14 protein-coding genes and 1 pseudogene are annotated in these 13822 nt (G+C 64.0%); 5 read left to right on the top strand and 10 right to left on the bottom strand.

What is annotated here, in order from left to right; genetic code table 11:
- Positions 1–67: 67 nt before the first annotated feature.
- The 3 genes from GJV37_RS05650 to GJV37_RS05640 form a co-directional block, all read right to left on the bottom strand.
- Complete coding sequence (locus tag GJV37_RS05650; RefSeq protein ID WP_138526107.1) at positions 68–1315, bottom strand: cytochrome P450; 1248 nt, start codon at positions 1313–1315, stop codon at positions 68–70.
- A 177-nt stretch (positions 1316–1492) separates the two neighbouring features.
- Entirely contained in the window at positions 1493–2269 is a 777-nt protein-coding gene (locus GJV37_RS05645; RefSeq protein WP_138526108.1) for an SDR family NAD(P)-dependent oxidoreductase, read from the bottom strand.
- Between the two features lie 25 nt (positions 2270–2294).
- On the bottom strand, positions 2295–3494 hold the full coding sequence (locus GJV37_RS05640; RefSeq protein ID WP_138526109.1) for a cytochrome P450: 1200 nt from the start codon (positions 3492–3494) through the stop codon (positions 2295–2297).
- Positions 3495–3810: 316 nt separating this feature from the next.
- Between GJV37_RS05640 and GJV37_RS05635 the strand changes: the two genes are divergently transcribed.
- From GJV37_RS05635 to GJV37_RS05625, 3 genes are all read left to right on the top strand, one after another.
- Entirely contained in the window at positions 3811–5067 is a 1257-nt protein-coding gene (locus tag GJV37_RS05635; RefSeq protein ID WP_138526110.1) for an NAD(P)/FAD-dependent oxidoreductase, read from the top strand.
- A 27-nt stretch (positions 5068–5094) separates the two neighbouring features.
- Positions 5095–5415, top strand: coding sequence for a 2Fe-2S iron-sulfur cluster-binding protein (locus GJV37_RS05630; protein ID WP_138526111.1), 321 nt, complete (start codon positions 5095–5097; stop codon positions 5413–5415).
- 61 nt (positions 5416–5476) lie between these two features.
- Positions 5477–6433, top strand: a complete 957-nt coding sequence (locus GJV37_RS05625; RefSeq protein ID WP_138526112.1) for an SDR family NAD(P)-dependent oxidoreductase — start codon at positions 5477–5479, stop codon at positions 6431–6433.
- A 59-nt stretch (positions 6434–6492) separates the two neighbouring features.
- On the opposite strand, the pseudogene GJV37_RS29740 reads toward GJV37_RS05625, so the two are convergent.
- Positions 6493–7194, bottom strand: a pseudogene (locus GJV37_RS29740) (zinc-binding dehydrogenase); the annotation flags it as partial.
- Positions 7195–7233: 39 nt separating this feature from the next.
- Between GJV37_RS29740 and GJV37_RS05620 the strand changes: the two are divergent.
- Entirely contained in the window at positions 7234–7371 is a 138-nt protein-coding gene (locus GJV37_RS05620) for a type 2 periplasmic-binding domain-containing protein (RefSeq protein ID WP_171049548.1), read from the top strand.
- 140 nt (positions 7372–7511) lie between these two features.
- Here the strand turns inward: GJV37_RS05620 and GJV37_RS05615 are convergent, their stop codons facing one another.
- The 3 genes from GJV37_RS05615 to GJV37_RS05605 form a co-directional block, all read right to left on the bottom strand.
- The gene (locus tag GJV37_RS05615; protein ID WP_246228246.1) at positions 7512–8327 is read right to left on the bottom strand and encodes an HpcH/HpaI aldolase/citrate lyase family protein; all 816 of its coding nucleotides are present in this window, start codon (positions 8325–8327) and stop codon (positions 7512–7514) included.
- Between the two features lie 63 nt (positions 8328–8390).
- Positions 8391–9245, bottom strand: a complete 855-nt coding sequence (locus GJV37_RS05610; RefSeq protein WP_246084938.1) for an HTD2 family dehydratase — start codon at positions 9243–9245, stop codon at positions 8391–8393.
- A 34-nt stretch (positions 9246–9279) separates the two neighbouring features.
- Complete coding sequence (locus tag GJV37_RS05605; RefSeq protein ID WP_171049549.1) at positions 9280–10152, bottom strand: enoyl-CoA hydratase/isomerase family protein; 873 nt, start codon at positions 10150–10152, stop codon at positions 9280–9282.
- A gap of 263 nt (positions 10153–10415) precedes the next feature.
- Between GJV37_RS05605 and GJV37_RS05600 the strand changes: the two genes are divergently transcribed.
- Positions 10416–11369, top strand: coding sequence for a LysR substrate-binding domain-containing protein (locus tag GJV37_RS05600; RefSeq protein WP_138526116.1), 954 nt, complete (start codon positions 10416–10418; stop codon positions 11367–11369).
- A 57-nt stretch (positions 11370–11426) separates the two neighbouring features.
- On the opposite strand, the gene GJV37_RS05595 is transcribed toward GJV37_RS05600, so the two are convergent.
- From GJV37_RS05595 to GJV37_RS05585, 3 genes are read right to left on the bottom strand one after another with little or no spacing between them, the layout of a single operon-like run.
- A complete protein-coding gene (locus GJV37_RS05595) occupies positions 11427–11852 on the bottom strand; it encodes a carboxymuconolactone decarboxylase family protein (protein ID WP_138526117.1) in 426 nt (141 codons plus the stop codon).
- 45 nt (positions 11853–11897) lie between these two features.
- Positions 11898–12716 (bottom strand): SDR family NAD(P)-dependent oxidoreductase, encoded by an 819-nt coding sequence (locus GJV37_RS05590; protein ID WP_138526118.1) that lies wholly within the window; start codon positions 12714–12716, stop codon positions 11898–11900.
- Positions 12717–12726: 10 nt separating this feature from the next.
- Positions 12727–13695: a phytanoyl-CoA dioxygenase family protein gene (locus GJV37_RS05585; RefSeq protein ID WP_138526119.1), complete on the bottom strand. Its 969-nt coding sequence runs from the start codon at positions 13693–13695 to the stop codon at positions 12727–12729.
- Between the last annotated feature and the right edge of the window lie 127 nt (positions 13696–13822).

Below are 13822 nucleotides of genomic sequence, written 5' to 3'. Positions count from 1 at the left end.
ATGATTTGGCTCGCTTGCCCGTCCGCCACTAGTTCGTCGCAGACGGGAGAACTCAGAGGGGCGGCGGTCAGCCGAATTTCACGTGGATCGAGTGCGGCACCCGCATCATGCTTCCGCGGATTTCCGGAGCCGGCTTGTCCGGATCCAGACGCAGGTTGGGCAACTTGTCGAGAATCGCGCTGAGCGCCCGGGTCATCTCCACGCGGGCCAGGTGTTGGCCGATGCAGACGTGCGGCCCGAAGGCGAAAGCGAAGTGCCGGTGCTGCGGCTTGCGGAAGATGTCGAAGCGTTCCGGGTCAGGGAACTTGCGCTCGTCGCGGTTGGCCGAGCCAGCCACTACGTCAATGAAGGCGCCCTGAGGAATCTCGATGCCACCCAGCGTCGTGGCCTTGCTGGCGTAGCGCGACTGCATGAGCACCGGCCCATCCCAGCGCACGGCCTCCTCGATGGCTTGCGGAATCAGCGAGCGGTCCTGTCGGATCGCTTCCAGCTGCTCCGGATGGCTCAGCAGTGCGGTGAGCAGCACGCTGGTGGCGCGGTAAGTGGTGTCACCGGCGGCGTTGATCAATTGACGGAGGAAGGAGATCAGCACTTCCTCGGGCAGGTACTCACCCTCTACCTCGGCCACGGCCAGGGCGCTGATCAGGTCGTCACCCGGGTTTGCCCGGCGTTCGGCGACCAGGCGTTTGAAGTAGGTGCCAAGTTTGCGCGAAGCCTCGGTGCCGTGCTCGATATCCACGGAGACTACGGTTTGCGCGATGGCTAGCTTGTGGAAGGTGCTGACGTCTTCCGGCGGCAGCGCCAGTTGGCGGTAGATGATGTGGAAGGGATAGTGCAGGGTGAACTCCTGCACCAGGTCGGCCTCGCCGCGCCCTTCGAATTTCGCCATCAGGTCGTGCACCACCGGGTCGACCAACTCGTCGCCCCAGGCCGCCACGGTCTGCGGCAGGAAGGCCTTCTGGAAGATCCGGCGGAAGCGCGGATGCTCCGGCGCGTCCATGGTAGAAATGCTGCGGCCGAAGCTAATGCCCAAGTTGTACGAATAGGCGTGGTTGCTGAAGGTCTGCGGATCGCCGAGCACCTGCGCCACTTCGTCGTAGCCGAATACCGAGTAATGCTGGGCATCCGGCGGGCAGGTGATGTCCGGATACAGCCCCATCATCGCCCGATACTCGCCTGGCAGCACTGAAGCGTTATGTCTCAGCTCGGCGATCCTGGCGTATGGATCCAAGTGATCGCCGAATACCAGGGCATCCTCCATGAACGGATTGAACGACGGATCGTCAAAATCCTCGATAGACTGCACTGCACCCATTGTTTTTATTCTCCGACTTCGGCAAAAGGTTGAGTGCGCCTGTGCCAACTTCTTGCGGCCGATCGCCGCCGGCAACACGCGCATTCAGTTATGCGAACGTCGTTCAATTTAAAACAGGGGCAACGACTTGGCAAGATGCGCTTTGCCAGGCCATCGCTCCCCAGGTGACAAGTGCACTCAGCTGATCAGGAAGCCCCCGTCCACCGCTAGCAACTGGCCAGTGATGTAGCGGGCTGCCGGGCTGGCGAGGAACAGCGCGGCGTTAGCGATATCCTCCACCCCGCCCATGCCGCCCAAAGGCACCCGCCCCGGACTGAGGATCGGTCCCTTGAGTTCGATCGCCGCCGAGGCCGCACGCGCACCCGGTGTAGGAATGCCTCCCGGCAGAACGGCGTTCACCCGAATGCCGTCGCCGCCGAACTCCAGCGCCGTGGTTCGCGTCAAGCTGTTAACTCCCGCCTTGCTGGCGTTGTAGGTAGCATTGTGGTGAACCACGGCCTGCATCGAGGAAACCGAGGAGATGTTGACGATGGCGCCGCCACCGCGCTCCTTCATGCGCAGGATGCATTCCCGCAGGCACAGGAAGGTGCCGCGCAGGTTCACCGCCTGCAGCCGATCCCAGAACTCAGTGTCCACCTCCAGAAACGGCCGCTTGGGAAAGATCGCAGCGTTGTTCACCAGTACATCGAGGCTGCCGTAGGCGGCGAGCGCTGCGTCAAACAGCGCCGCCACCTCGCCTTCATTGGACACGTCGACCTTCACGGCCCTTGCCTGGCCGCCGCCGGCAACTATGGCCTCGGCGACAGCACGAGCCGCGTCCAGATCGATATCGGCGACCACCACCCGGGCACCGACGTCGGCGAAAGTCTCGGCGATGCAGCGTCCGATACCGGCGGCTGCGCCGGTCACCACGGCAGTCTTGTCATCGAGGCGAAAGGCGTTTTGCGTAGTCATTTCCAGCTCCTTGGCAGTGAAAGGTTCAGAGGTCCCAGACGAGCGGCAGGTGGTGCAGGCAGCCGTTGACGCCGCCACTCACGCCCACGCTAGCGCCCGGCTTGATGCGGAAGTCCGGGATGCGCTTGAGCCACTCCACCAGGAACACTTTCATTTCCACCCGCGCAAGGAAGGAGCCCGGGCAACGATGCGGACCATTGCCGAAGGTTGAATAGGTACGCGAGGTACGCTCGAAGTCGACCTCCAGGGGGCGCTCGAAGCAGCGCTCATCCAGGCCATGCAAGGTGGTCGGCAGGATGATCATTTCGCCCTTCTTCATCGTCACGCCCTTGTAGACCAGGTCGTGGTCGACCACCCTCCCCTGGTTGACCACGGGGAAGCGTCGCAGGAACTCGTCGGCCGCGCGCGGCGCGAGCTCTGGATTTTCGATGAGCTTGCGGCGGTGCTCCGGATTGCGTGCCAGGAAATGCGCGACAAAGCCTAACGCCGAGGCCACGGTGTCCAGTCCACCGATCAGCACCAGCGAGCACAGCCCAATCAGTTCCTGGTCGGACAGCGCCGCGCCCTCGCGGACGATGCGGCTGATCAGGTCGTCACCAGGCTTGGCGCGCCGTTCGGCAATCACCTTGCCGACGTACTCGAAGATCTTGCCGATGGTCTCAACCTTCACCTCGTGACCGAACGGGCGGACCATCTTGTCTGCTAGCGACAGCAGGTAGCCACGGTCTTCGCTGGGGAGCTTGACCATGTTCATGAAGATGCCGATCGGCAGGTGCTGGGCGAACTCGCTGACGAACTCGCACTCGCCCCTGGGCTGGATACCATCAAGGAGTTCCAAGGTCAGCTGGCGCGCCTGCTCCTCAAGGGACCCCACCGCCTGCGGCGTGAAGGCCGGCGCGATCAGAGAGCGGTAGGTGGTGTGCTGCGGCGGGTTGAAGTGGATCGGCGGCAGGCGGCCGTGTTCCTCTCGGGGCACAGTGCTCCACTCCGAGGAGAACTGCTCGTAGTCCTTGAAGATGTGGTAGATGTCCTCGCCACGGGTCGCCACCCAGTGCCCGCCGCGCCGCGGAGTCCAGAAGATGTCCGGCACTCCCTGGCGGTGTAGCGCGTGGAAAGCCAGGTGGTAATCGTCCTCCGCTCCCGGTGGGTTGTAGACGTCGAAATCGAAGACCAGTTCCGGCGGTACGTGCGCCGGAACGGGGGCTGCTGCAGTCGGGTCGGTCATTGTTCTTGTCTCTCGCTGGCAGTGGATCAAAGAGGCGTCCGGGGCGCGGCTACCCACCCCGCTGGTGACGGCACCCGTCCAATCTATGCAAGCTGAGTGCATGGATAAACGCGCATGAGTTGAAGGAATCCTTCAAGAAAATTGAATAATCCCCCCACCGACCGGCTTTCCCTTCCCGCGCTTTCCTTCCGGCTTCTTCAGCACCCCTTCGCGCCATCGAGCATTTGACAGTTCGCGCGCACAGCGTTCAGAATTCCTAACGACGTTCCAAAAATACAAAAGCTGCTCGACGCAGCATCGTCCAGTCAGGTGCCGAATGACCGAAACTGCTTCGCTCACTGCCATCATCGTTGGTGCCGGCCACGCCGCCGGCGAACTGGCGACCAGTCTGCGTGACAACGGCTGGGAGGGCCGTATCCTGCTCATCGGTGAGGAGCCGCAGCTCCCCTACCATCGGCCGCCCCTGTCGAAAGCCTACCTCTCTGGCGCCGCCACCTCGGAAAGCTTGCTGATCAAGCCCCGCGCTACCTATGAAAAGGCCAACGTGGAAATCATCAGCGGCGTGCGCGTCGACAGGATCGACCGCGAAACCGCCACGGTTCACCTGGCCGACGGCCGCACCGCACAGTACGACCGCCTCATCCTTGCGACCGGCGGGCGACCGCGCCCGCTGCCGATCCCGCAGATCGAGCAGGCCGAGCGCTCGGGCAATTTCCACTACCTGAGAACGCTGCAGGACGTGGACCGCATCCGCCGCCAGTTCGAGCCGGGCATGCGCCTGGTCATCGTCGGCGGCGGCTACATTGGCCTCGAAGTGGCCGCAGTGGCGATCAAGCGCGGCCTCAAGGTCACCGTTCTGGAAGCATTGCCGCGGGTACTGGCGCGCGTGACCGCGCCGGAGCTTTCGGCGTTCTATGAGTCGCGCCATCGCGCCGCTGGCGTCGAGATCCGCACTGACACTCAGGTCCGCGACGTGCAGCTGGACCCTTCGGGCGACGCGGTCGCCGCCCTGCAGTGCGCCGACGGCAGCAGCGTACCGGCGGACCTGGTGGTGGTCGGCATCGGCCTGCTTCCCAACGTGGAATTGGCGGTCGACGCGGGCCTGGAAGTCGACAACGGTATCCTAGTCGACGAGTTCGGCCAGACCAGCGACTCGAACATCTACGCCGCCGGCGACTGTAGCAACCACCCCAACCCCCTGCTCGGCCGGCGCTTGCGCCTGGAGTCAGTGCCCAACGCCCTGGAGCAGGCGCGCAGCGTGGCAGCCTCGATCTGCGGCAAGCCCAAGGCCTACGCCTCCATCCCGTGGTTCTGGTCGGATCAGTACGAGCTCAAGCTGAAGATGGTCGGCCTGTCCCAGGGTTACGACCAACTGGTTATCCGCGGCACTCCGGAAAGCGACTCCTTCTCGGCCTTCTACCTGAAGGACGGCAGCATCTTGGCCGCCGATACCGTGAACCGCCCTCCGGAATTCATGCTCGCCAAGCGCTTTATCGCGGAGAAGGTCCGCGTGGACCCCGCGCGACTCGCGGATGACAGCCAACCCCTGAAAGACCTGTTGCCCAGCGCCTGATATCCCAACTCGCCAGGAATAGAAAAAATGCCAACGATCATCTTCGTCCAGCAAGACGGTAGCGAACAGCGGGTGCACGCCGACGTCGGCCAGTCCGTCATGCAGGTGGCGGTCAACAACCAGGTGCCGGGCATCCTCGGCGACTGCGGCGGTAGCTGCAGCTGCGCGACCTGCCATGGCTACGTGGAAAAGGACTGGGCCGCGCACATGCCGGCCGCCGAGTCCTACGAGAACGACATGCTGACCTGCGCCATGGATGTCACCGATGCCAGCCGCCTGACCTGCCAGATCATCGTCACGCCCGAATTGGATGGCCTGGTAGTCCGGCTGCCGGCCTTGCAGACCTGAGCCGGCCCAGCCCGGCCGTACCACTCACCGCAACGACAATAAGAATGGAGAGGACCAACAGATGAGTGCAGTCGATTTCAACGGCCGCGTGGCCATCGTGACCGGCGCCGGCGGCGGCCTGGGGCGTACCTATGCCATGGATCTGGCCAAGCGCGGCGCCGCCGTGGTGGTGAATGACCTCGGCGGAAGCTTCGACGGCCAGGGCAGCTCCCACAACATGGCCGACCAGGTGGTCGAGGAGATCCGCGCTGCCGGTGGCAAGGCGGTGGCGAACTACGACTCCGTGGGCACCCGAGCGGGCGGCGAAGGGATAGTGCAGTCCGCGCTGGACGCCTTCGGCCGGGTCGACGTGGTTATCAACAACGCCGGTCACCTGCGCAACGCAGCGTTCGACGAGATCGACGACGAGATCCTCGACTCGCTGATCAACGTTCACCTCAAGGGCGCCATCTACGTGACCCAGCCGGCCTACAAGGTGATGAAGCAGCAGGGCTACGGCCGAGTGGTATTCGCCTCCTCAGCGGCCGGCGCCTTTGGCAATCCGCAGCAGGGGGCCTATGCCGCCGCCAAAGCGGGCCTGCTTGGAGTCATGAATGTGCTATCGCTGGAAGGCAAGCAGCACGGGGTACTGTGCAATGCCCTGCTACCCACCGCCAACAGCCGAATGGCGGCGGCGATGGATCCCAAACAGCTGGAAGCCTTCGGTGCACAATACGCCGCCTTTGGCGAACAGCTCGGCAACGCTTACCTGCCGGACTTCGTCACGCCGCTGGTGGTCTACCTGGCCAGCGAGGCCTGCACCAGCACCCATGGCATTTACTCCGCGTCCGTCGGCCACTACGCGCGAGCATTCATCGCCGTGAACGATGGTTGGACCGGCCCGCGCGAGGCTCCGGCCAGCGCCGACGAACTCGCCAGCCACTTCCAGCAGATCGCGGAAATCGGTGAATTCAGCATCCCCGAATCGCTTTCGGATGAGTTCGCTATCATCCAGCGCAATTTCAGCAAGAGCCGCTAATACCGCAGCACACTGCCTCGATGGCCACGGATAGTCATCGGGGCAGCCCCTTCCGCCGCCTACACCCTAACCACGACATTGCCGACCTGCTCGTTGGACTCGAGCATGCGCTGGACGTCCTGGATGTCGCTCAAGGCGAATGTCTTGGTGATAATCGGCAGTAGCGCTCTCGCCTCTAGCCCCTCGAGAATGAACGCCTTGGCCTGCGGGTAAGACGCGATCTCGGCGTAGTGATAGCCCTTAAGCGTGAGGCTCTTCCCCAGGCGTTGAACAACGGGGAAGGTTTCGGTTCGGGACTGAGTGAGCCGTAGTCCAACAGGATGCCGTCGTGCGCCGTAGTATGGGTGAGTGATTCAAAAGCCGGCCCGCCGACGGGGACGAACACCACCGGCGCACCCTGCCCGCCGTCAGCACCATGACTCGTTCGAAGATATCTTCCTCGCCGCTGACGATGACATGGGCGACCCCGGCATAAAGCAGCGCCTGTTTCTTGGCCGCTCGGGCAGTTGCACCGACCATCTTGGCTATCTGAAAAGCCGTCGTGCCTAAGCTGCTCGAGGCGGCGGTGACCAGCAGCGTATCGCTCTGACGCAACTTCGCCCGATCCACAAGCGCGCCCCATGCCGTGACTACTGCATCCAGGATGCGGCGGCTTCTTCGAACGACAGGTTCGCAGGGATTCCAACCACCAGTCTGGCCGGAGCATTCGCCAACTCGCCATAGGTGCCCCAGCGGGCGATATCCAGCGGCGGAATCAGTGCGCTCCGTTGCTGGCCACCGCCTTCGCCGGACTGGATATCGTGTCGCAACCACTAGAGCTGGTAGGCGGCGCGCTACGTAACGGCACCTTGGTAAACCTGCTTCCTCACTACCCGGCGCCGCAATCGCCCATGCACCTGCTCTACGCCCCCGTCCGTCGCCTGACGCCTGACGCCTGACGCCTAGGCTGGGCAGCTTCATCTACTTTACCGTGAGGCATTCCGAGTCTGGCAAGAAGTGTAAGTGCACCGCCTGGGGGCCGGCTGAACGACCGGGGCGGCCCCTATGCCGACAAAGCGCCCCGGCTCCGGCTAGCCGATCAACTGGTCAGCGCCAACAGATTCTGCGCCTTCAGCAACACCGGCAGGTCGACCATGGCGCCATCCACGGACACAGCAGCACCAGCCGACTGTTCCGTGGCGGCAATCACTCGCCGAGCCCAGTCCAGCTCCTTGGTCGAGGGGCTGAACGCCTGGTTGACCGCTGCCACTTGGCGCGGGTGGATGCAAAGCTTGCCGACAAAACCCAGGGTACGACTACGGCGTGACTCCAGTGCGATAAGAGCCTCGTCGTCAAGGACGACCGATACCCCGTCGATCGGCGCCTGCAGCCCCGCCACCCGGGATGCCAGGACAATCTGCGAACGAGCATGGAGCAACGCTTCGTCGCTGCCGTCGCAGCCGATATCTACCTGGAAGTCAATCGAGCCAAAGGCAAGGCGCTCGACACCAGGAGCCCTGGCGACGTTCAGTACCTGCCAAAGTCCCAGCGCACTCTCGATCAGCGGAATGATCGGAGCAGTGGTCGCCGCAGCCAGCTCGACCATCGGTTCCACAGTTTCCGCCTTCGGCAGCATCACGCCACGCACCGGTAGATCACGCAGCAATGCCAGGTCCTGGGCAAAATCGCTGCTGCCGAAACCGTTGATGCGCAGCACAACGTCGGCACCGCCCTCAATCGCCTTGCGCACGTGTTCCCGGGCTGCGGCCTTGTTCTGCGCTGGCACAGCGTCTTCCAGGTCCAGAATCACTACGTCGGCGCCGGCCGCCAGCGCCTTGGCAAAGCGCTCGGGCCTATCGCCCGGTACGAAAAGATAGGATCGCATCGTTACCTCAAATTCATGAAAGTCAGACACAGAACGAGCAACCAGAGCAGCACCCAGCTCAGGTTGTTTCGCCACGATTCGCGGATAGTCATCTCAGGCAAGCTCCGCCTGGGCGTCCATGCACAGGAAGCCGTCGGCGTCCTCGGCCCACAACTGGATACTGCTGCCGTTGGCTTCGGGTTTCGCGCAGACGCGGAACGCTCGGGTATCGAAAAGCGGCCGGACGGCGCGGAACGAGAAGCCCACGACTCGCGCCTGCGGCAACTCGTCCCGCAACAGATTCATTAGCAGCGTGGCTATCAACGGCCCGTGCACGACCAATCCCGGATAGCCCTCGTCGTGCATCGCGTAGGGGCGGTCGTAGTGGATGCGATGTCCGTTGAACGTCAGCGCGGAATAGCGGAACAGCAGGACCGGGTCAGGCACAACCTCCCTCGACCACTTCGCCCTTTCGGGCGCGGCCTGTGGCGCCGGCAACGGGTCACCCGGGCGAGGCGGGTCGCGGTAGACAATGTCCTGCTCCTCGCGCACCAGCACGTCCCCGGCATGCGAAAGCTCATGGCGAACCTTGACGAACACCAGGTCGCCACTGCGGCCACTCTTATGCGAGACATCGAGGATGGTGGATAGGCGCTCAACCTCGGCGTCGACCGGCAGCGCGTCATAGAAACGTAGGCGGCCCCCCGCCCACATCCGCCGCGGCAGGCTCACCGGCGGCAGGAACCCGCCTCGCTGTGGGTGGCCGTCGCTACTGATTGCCGACTGCCGAGCGATCGGTAGGAAGTACAGCCAGTGCCAGAGTGCCGGCACCGACGCGCCGGCGACGTAGCCGCGCTCTTCACGGTCCAGGGTTGCCGCCAGGGCGTTCAGGGGCGCAAGAGTCAGACGGTCGCGTTGCCGCTCCTGGCGCCCCACCCATTGCTTGAGGTACTGCTCGTCGATACTCACGTACGCCATTCCTTGTCTGGGTTTCCGGTTTCAATCAGCGCGCCGCGGGAGATGCGAGGAAACGCTCGCGGCTTCGGATGATTCGCTCATCGGCCATCAGGGCGTCATACAAGCGTCGGGCAGTGGCCAGCCCATCGTCGAAGCAAGGGCTAAGCACTGCGGCTTCGATGGCCTGGAAGGCGGCCTGCGCCACAACGTTGGGCTGGCGCAGCGCCAGCCACAGTTCGGCGTCGGTCAGAGCACATTCGGGGTCGGCTTCGCGCCAGGGATGATTGCGCACCAAGCGTTGCGCCAGGGCATCGGCCGCAGGCGGATCGGCGAGTATCTGGGTGGCCAGCCTCCTTGCCGCGTCCAGCCCGCAATCGACCGCCACGACCTGGTGGAACAGCGGTCCGCAGGCGTGATCCCGCGCCGTTTGCTGCGTTCCCTCCACCATCAGCCGCAGTGCCGGCAGGATGCCCAGAAGGCGTGGTAGGCGTTGCGTCGCCGATAGCGCGAGCGTGCCCAGGCTCACCTCCGGGAGAGCCAGACGAGTATCGGTTTCCGCTATCCGGTAGTGGCAGGCCAGCAGGGTTTCCAGGCCACCGCCCATGGCGAAGCCGTGGGCCAGGGCGATCACCGGCTTGCCCAGCTTCTCGATGGTCACGTGTATATGGCTCGACAGCCCAGGCTCAGCGGCGGCATCTGGCGTGCCGAACTCGCGGATATCCCCGCCAGCGCTGAAGCCGCGCCCGGCACCAGTCAATATCACAACCGCCACCAACGGATCGGCGCCGGCGCGCTGTAACGCACACAGCAACTCTCGACGCAAGGCCAAGCTAAAGGCGTTAACCGGAGGCGCCACCATGCGTAGCACGGCGACGCGCCCCTGTGCCTCGTGGGTGTATTCGACTTGAGCTTGGGTCATTGCGTATGCCTCAACTTGCAACGCCTCTCCAGGGGGACGAGTAGTGGACCGAGCAACGCGCCGATGCTCAGCGCGAGCGGTGTTCGACCCATGAACGCTATTCATATTTCTGAATGGCGTTCAATTTATTGCAAATCATGGGCGGGTGGCAAGTGGAATTGCAATGCCACGGAGCAATGGCACGATTCCATGCGGAAATGCTAGATAAAATCGAAAGCTGCAGATTAGGATTGCATCAGGATTGATAAATAACGAGAGCACCGATGGATAAGTTGCGCAGCATGGAAGTCTTCATGACCGTAGTCGATCGCGGCAGCCTCAGCGCCGCGGCGGCGGCACTGAGCCTCTCCCCGTCGATGGTCTCCACGCACCTGAGCAATCTCGAAACGGACCTGGGGGTGCGCCTGCTCAATCGCACCACGCGGCGCCTGAGCCTCACCGACGAGGGTGCCGTCTACTACTCGCATTGCCAGCATGTGCACGAGGAGATCGCCAGCGTCGAGTCCATGCTCGCCGGCAATCACATGCAGCCGCGTGGGCGCCTGCGCGTGGACATCCCGAGCACCATCGCGCAGTGCTTGATCGTCCCGCTGCTGCGGGAGTTCCGCCGCCGCTACCCGGACATCCAGCTCGACTTTTCCGACTCGGAGCAAATCTCGAACACGGTGGAGAGTCAGCACGACGTGATGATCCGCCTCGGCCCGCTGGGCGACTCGGGCATGATTGCCCGCCAGTTGGGGCACACCCCCCTGCTCACCGTGGCGTCCCCCGGATACCTGGAATCACGGGGGACGCCGCAGTCTCCCGAGGAGCTGCGCCAGCACGATTGCATCAGCTATATGGTCGAGCGCACCGGGAGAATGCTGCCCTGGACCTTCGAGCGCCATGGTCAGCGCAAAATCCTGCAATTGCAGAGCAGCTTGTCGATCACCCAAGGCAACACGCGGGTCGAAGCCGCGCTGAATGGTCTGGGAATCATCCAGGGCATGGGCTTTCATCTGCACGGGCATCTGAGTACCGGCGCGCTGCGCCAGGTGTTGCCGGACTGGAGCGTCCTCGCGCCGGCCATCGAGGTGCTCTATCCGCGCGGACGCCGGGAATCGCGCAAAGTGCACACCTTCGTGGACTTCCTGCTAGAGCACTACCCGGCAGGACGGGAAATCCGCGTGCCGGCGCCCTCCCGTGGAGAGAGCGCCAAGAGCGGAGTGCTCGACTGAGCCATTGCATCTCGCTCCAGGAGCGGCCCCGCATCGGGGCCGGGCTGCTCGGCCCCGTCAGAGCAGACCGCTCTCGCTCGCCGTGCGAGTACCGCCGTCCAGGCCGCGTTCACGCAGCACTTCGATGGCCACGCCGAGGGCGCTGGAAACGGCCGGGAAGCCGACGTAGGGCAGTGTCTGGATGATGATTTCCTCGATCTCCTGGACACTTAGACCATTGTTCAGGCCGAAGCGCAGATGGTTGCGCAACTCGTCCGGCTGCCGCGAGGCTATCAGCGCGCCGATCACCACCGCGCTGCGATGCTTGAGTTCCAGCCCCGGGCGCGACCAGACCGCGCCGAAGGCGAACTCCACCGCCATGCGTCCGACGTCGGCGGCGAAGCGCCCCGAGTTGGCATTGGCTTCCATGGTCTTGGCGAACTCTGGGCCCATCATCCGCACCATGTGGGCGTAGCCCTCTTCCCAATAGTTCTTTTCGCTCATCGTTGAATGCTCCGTGTAACAGTGTGGTCGGTGAGTCCAGGCGGCTCAGCCCTGCACTAGGTCGAATGCGGTCAGCGGCGCGACCTCTGTGACGCCGCCGTCCACCGCGAGGCAGCTGGCGGTGATGAAGCGGGCCTCATCGCTGGCCAGGAACAGCGCGGCGGAGGCCACGTCCCAGGCGTCACCTTCGATCGGCAACGGCGCGATGCGCCGGCGCCGGGTGCGTAGTTCTTCGCTCAGCAGGCCATCCACCAGCGGCGTGAAGATGTGCCCAGGCGCCACCGTGTTGGCACGCAATCCCTTGCCGCCGTAGTGGGTCGCAAGGTCGCGAGTGAACTGCACCATGGCTGCCTTCGAAGGCCCATAGGGACCACTGCCCATGCCTTGCAGGCCGGCGGTCGATGAGATGTTGACCACTGCCGAGCGGGGGTTGGCCGTCAGGTGCGGAAGCGCATGGCGACACATGCGGAACACGCTGCCAAGGTTGATATCGAGTATGCGGTTCCACTGCTCGGGCGGATATTCCTCGTAGGGCAGTGCGCGGCTGGCGACGCCCACGTTGTTGACCAGGATGTGCAGGGCGCCGTAGCGCCGGACACTGTCCTCGACGAAGCGTGCGCAGTCCTCGTCGCGCGTCACGTCGCCGGCTGCGACGAACGCTTCGCCGCCGTCAGCCAGAATCATCCGCAGGGTCTCCTCCGCGCGTTCGGGGTGCTGGTCAACCAGGCAGACGCGGGCGCCTTCGCGGGCAAACTGGTAGGCGATCGCCTTGCCGGTTCCGACGCCCTCTCCCTGAGACCCAGCCCCGGTAACGATGGCGACCTTGCCAGCCAAGCGCTGGTAGTAAACGGTGGGTTTTGGCATGGCGGCGACCTCAGTGCGGCGGACGGATCAGGGTGGCGCGGCCGCCCTCGAAGGCGACAATGGCCGGGTCGCCGGCCTGCATGCGCATGGGGATTTCGGCCTGCGGTACCTTGCGCCCGTCTATGCCCCGGCAGTAGGTGTCCGTGTCCACCCGGAAGGTACCGCTACGGCCGTCCTCGCCGAGCACGCTGACGGACGTCGAGGTCAGATCGGTTAGGTGACCGATAATCGGGGTATGCCCCGAGGCGGGCATGACGCGAATATCCATGGACAGGCGGAAGCGCCCGGAGTAGTTAGCTAGGCCGCTGTGCGGCGTGTTGATATGCATCATCAGCAGGTCGCCAGGCTGGTAAGTGGCGCGCCGCCAGGCATCGTCCGGGACCGACCCTGCGGGGATCGGGAACAACGGCGGCTGGTTCACGTCATGCAGGTAGGGTCCCTTGTGTAGGCCCTCCGCAAGCGCCAGGCCGCCCACCTGCTCATCGATGGTGGACAGCGGAATCCAGCAGATCTGGAAGGGAATGCCCTTGTTGTAGAAGCCGTCCTGGTGCAGGTAGTCGAAGCGGCTGCGCTCGCGGGTCTGTGCCGGTGGCGTCGCGCGGTACTCGACCGTGGGAATCCAGAACGGGTCGTCGCCCAATACGCGCTGGAAAAAGGCATGGATGGGAGCTTCGCCAACGAATTCGCGCCAGGGTTCGCGCGCGACCAAAGGCTCCATGCGGAACGGAAAGCCCGTCAGGTCCTCGCCGGTGTAGTCGGCCTCAGGGTCGTCCGCCCGGGCCACCCTGTGCTCGTCGAGAACCGACATGTAGACCTTGCGCAGCCGGGCGACCGCGCCCTGGTCCAGTACGTCACGGAAGAACCAGTAGCCGTCTCGTTCCCAGGCGGCCGCCAGGGCCTCCCGGTCATCAAGCAGATGATTGGAGACATTCAGTTCGCGCATGCTCGGCAGCGCGTCTATCGGCATCGGATGGGTCATGCTCTTTCCTATTGTTCTTGTGGTAAATACGACAGGCCTTTGGCAAAGGCATGAACCGATGGTAGCGAGCGAGCCCTTCTGGAAAATCCGCGCCGGGCTCAAAACACCTTTCAGTTGTACCGATGAA

Source organism: Pseudomonas nitroreducens (assembly GCF_010994165.1).
GTDB lineage: Bacteria > Pseudomonadota > Gammaproteobacteria > Pseudomonadales > Pseudomonadaceae > Pseudomonas > Pseudomonas nitroreducens.
Note: the sequence above shows the minus strand (reverse complement) of the source record. Positions and strands in the feature narration are given on the sequence as shown.

Bases quoted from the DNA above. Each gene is read 5' to 3' on its own strand.
- GJV37_RS05595 (WP_138526117.1), bottom strand. From the start codon at position 11,852: ATGAGCGAAAAGAACTATTGGGAAGAGGGCTACGCCCACATGGTGCGG.
- GJV37_RS05640 (WP_138526109.1), bottom strand. From the start codon at position 3,494: ATGACCGACCCGACTGCAGCAGCCCCCGTTCCGGCGCACGTACCGCCG.
- GJV37_RS05630 (WP_138526111.1), top strand. From the start codon at position 5,095: ATGCCAACGATCATCTTCGTCCAGCAAGACGGTAGCGAACAGCGGGTG.
- GJV37_RS05625 (WP_138526112.1), top strand. From the start codon at position 5,477: ATGAGTGCAGTCGATTTCAACGGCCGCGTGGCCATCGTGACCGGCGCC.
- GJV37_RS05605 (WP_171049549.1), bottom strand. From the start codon at position 10,152: ATGACCCAAGCTCAAGTCGAATACACCCACGAGGCACAGGGGCGCGTC.
- GJV37_RS05590 (WP_138526118.1), bottom strand. From the start codon at position 12,716: ATGCCAAAACCCACCGTTTACTACCAGCGCTTGGCTGGCAAGGTCGCC.
- GJV37_RS05645 (WP_138526108.1), bottom strand. From the start codon at position 2,269: ATGACTACGCAAAACGCCTTTCGCCTCGATGACAAGACTGCCGTGGTG.
- GJV37_RS05650 (WP_138526107.1), bottom strand. From the start codon at position 1,315: ATGGGTGCAGTGCAGTCTATCGAGGATTTTGACGATCCGTCGTTCAAT.
- GJV37_RS05600 (WP_138526116.1), top strand. From the start codon at position 10,416: ATGGATAAGTTGCGCAGCATGGAAGTCTTCATGACCGTAGTCGATCGC.
- GJV37_RS05585 (WP_138526119.1), bottom strand. From the start codon at position 13,695: ATGACCCATCCGATGCCGATAGACGCGCTGCCGAGCATGCGCGAACTG.
- GJV37_RS05635 (WP_138526110.1), top strand. From the start codon at position 3,811: ATGACCGAAACTGCTTCGCTCACTGCCATCATCGTTGGTGCCGGCCAC.